This window comes from Mesorhizobium sp. M2A.F.Ca.ET.067.02.1.1, from assembly GCF_004023285.1.
GTDB lineage: Bacteria > Pseudomonadota > Alphaproteobacteria > Rhizobiales > Rhizobiaceae > Mesorhizobium.
On sequence record NZ_RZSB01000969.1, the window covers coordinates 1 to 1,914 of the forward strand.

1 protein-coding gene and 1 pseudogene are annotated in these 1,914 nt (G+C 61.6%); both read right to left on the bottom strand.

The features are described from left to right. Positions 1–524 (bottom strand): annotated as a pseudogene (locus EOA28_RS34315) (sugar ABC transporter permease); the annotation flags it as partial. Next, a partial coding sequence (locus tag EOA28_RS34320) for an ATP-binding cassette domain-containing protein (protein ID WP_128315773.1) occupies positions 521–1,914 on the bottom strand: 1,394 nt, incomplete at its 5' end. The gene EOA28_RS34320 and the pseudogene EOA28_RS34315, both read right to left, overlap by 4 nt.

The window sequence follows — 1,914 nt, forward strand, 5'->3', positions numbered from 1 at the left end:
AGCGGGCCGACCGACGAGCCGCCGCCGAGCAGCGCCTGGCAGATGCCGCGGAAGATCAGCATGCCGGCCAGCGTCACGATGAAGCTCGGTATCTTGTGATAGGCGATCCAGTAGCCTTGCGCCGCGCCGATCAGCGCGCCGACGATCAGGCAGACGATCGAGACCACCAGCGGATTCGAGAATATGCCGAGCGGCCAGATCACCATCATCATCGCCGCCAGCGCGCCGATGAAGCCTGCCACCGATCCCACGCTGAGGTCGATATAGCCGGCGACGATCACCAGGAGCATACCCAGCGCCATCACGATGATGAACGAGTTCTGCTGCACCAGGTTCGAAAGGTTTACCGGTTTGAACAGCGTGCCCGACGTCGTGTACTGGAAGAACAGCATGATGACGATGAGCGCGATGATCAGGCCGTATTCGCGCAGGTTCGTCGTCAGGGCCGAGACGGCGATGCGCGGACCCTGCTTGACGTCCTCGGCTGTGCCGCTCTGCGGTGCGGGAGCGCTTTCTGTGCTCATGATGCTTTTTTTCCTTCTCCGCGAACGATGGCGCGCATGATTTTTTCCTGGCTGGCGTCGCTTGCCGCCATTTCGCCGACGATACGCCCTTCGTTCATCACATAGATGCGGTCGGTGATGCCGAGCAATTCGGGCATTTCCGACGAGATGACGATGATCGCTTTGCCCTCGGCGGCGAGGCGGGCGATGATCGTATAGATTTCGTACTTAGCGCCGACGTCAATGCCGCGGGTCGGCTCGTCGAGGATCAAGACTTCCGGATCGGCGAACAGCCATTTCGACAGCACCACCTTCTGCTGGTTGCCGCCCGAGAGGTTGCCGGTCAGCTGATAGACGCTGGAGGCGCGGATGTTGGTCTTCTTGCGGTAGTCGTTGGCGACGCTCATCTCGCGCATGTCGTCGATGACGCCACGGCTGGAAACGCCGCCAAGATTGGCCAAGGTCACATTGTGCTTGATGTGGTCGATGAGGTTGAGGCCGTAGGTCTTGCGGTCCTCGGTGACATAGGCGATGCGGTTCTCCACCGCCTTGCTCACTGACGAGAGGTCGAGCGGTTTGCCGTGCAGCGACACCTCGCCGGTGATGTGCCGGCCATAGGAGCGGCCGAACAGGCTCATCGCGAATTCGGTGCGGCCGGCGCCCATCAGCCCGGCAATGCCCACCACCTCGCCCTTGCGCACATTGAGGTTGACGTTCTTGATGACCTGCCGCTCGGCGTGGATCGGGTGGTAGACCGACCAGTCCTTCACTTCCAAGATGACCTCGCCGATCTGCGGCTCGCGCGGCGGATAGCGGTCGTCGAGCGAGCGGCCGACCATCGAGGTGATGATGCGGTCTTCCGAGATGTCCTGCCTTGGCAGCGTCTCGATGGTGCGCCCGTCGCGGATCACCGTCACCTTGTCGGCGACGCGGTTCACCTCGTTCAGCTTGTGCGAGATCAGGATCGAGGTCATGCCCTGGCGCTTGAACTCGAGCAGCAGGTCGAGCAGCGCCTGGCTGTCCTTCTCGCTGAGCGACGCGGTCGGCTCGTCCAGGATCAGGAGCTTCACTTCCTTGCTGAGCGCCTTGGCGATCTCGACCAGCTGCTGCTTGCCGACACCGATATTGGTGATCAGCGTCTTGGGGTCCTCCTTGAGCCCGACCTTCTTGAGCAGGGCGGCCGTGCGCGCCTCGTTGGCGTCCCAGTCGATGACGCCATAGGTGGCGTGCTCGTTGCCTAGGAAGATGTTTTCCGCGATCGACAGCATCGGCACCAGGGCAAGCTCCTGGTGAATGATGACGATGCCCATATGCTCGCTGTCGTGAATGCCTTTGAAGTTGCATTCCTGGCCGCGAAAGATGATCTGGCCATCATAGGTCCCGGACGGATAGACGCCCGACAGCACTTTCA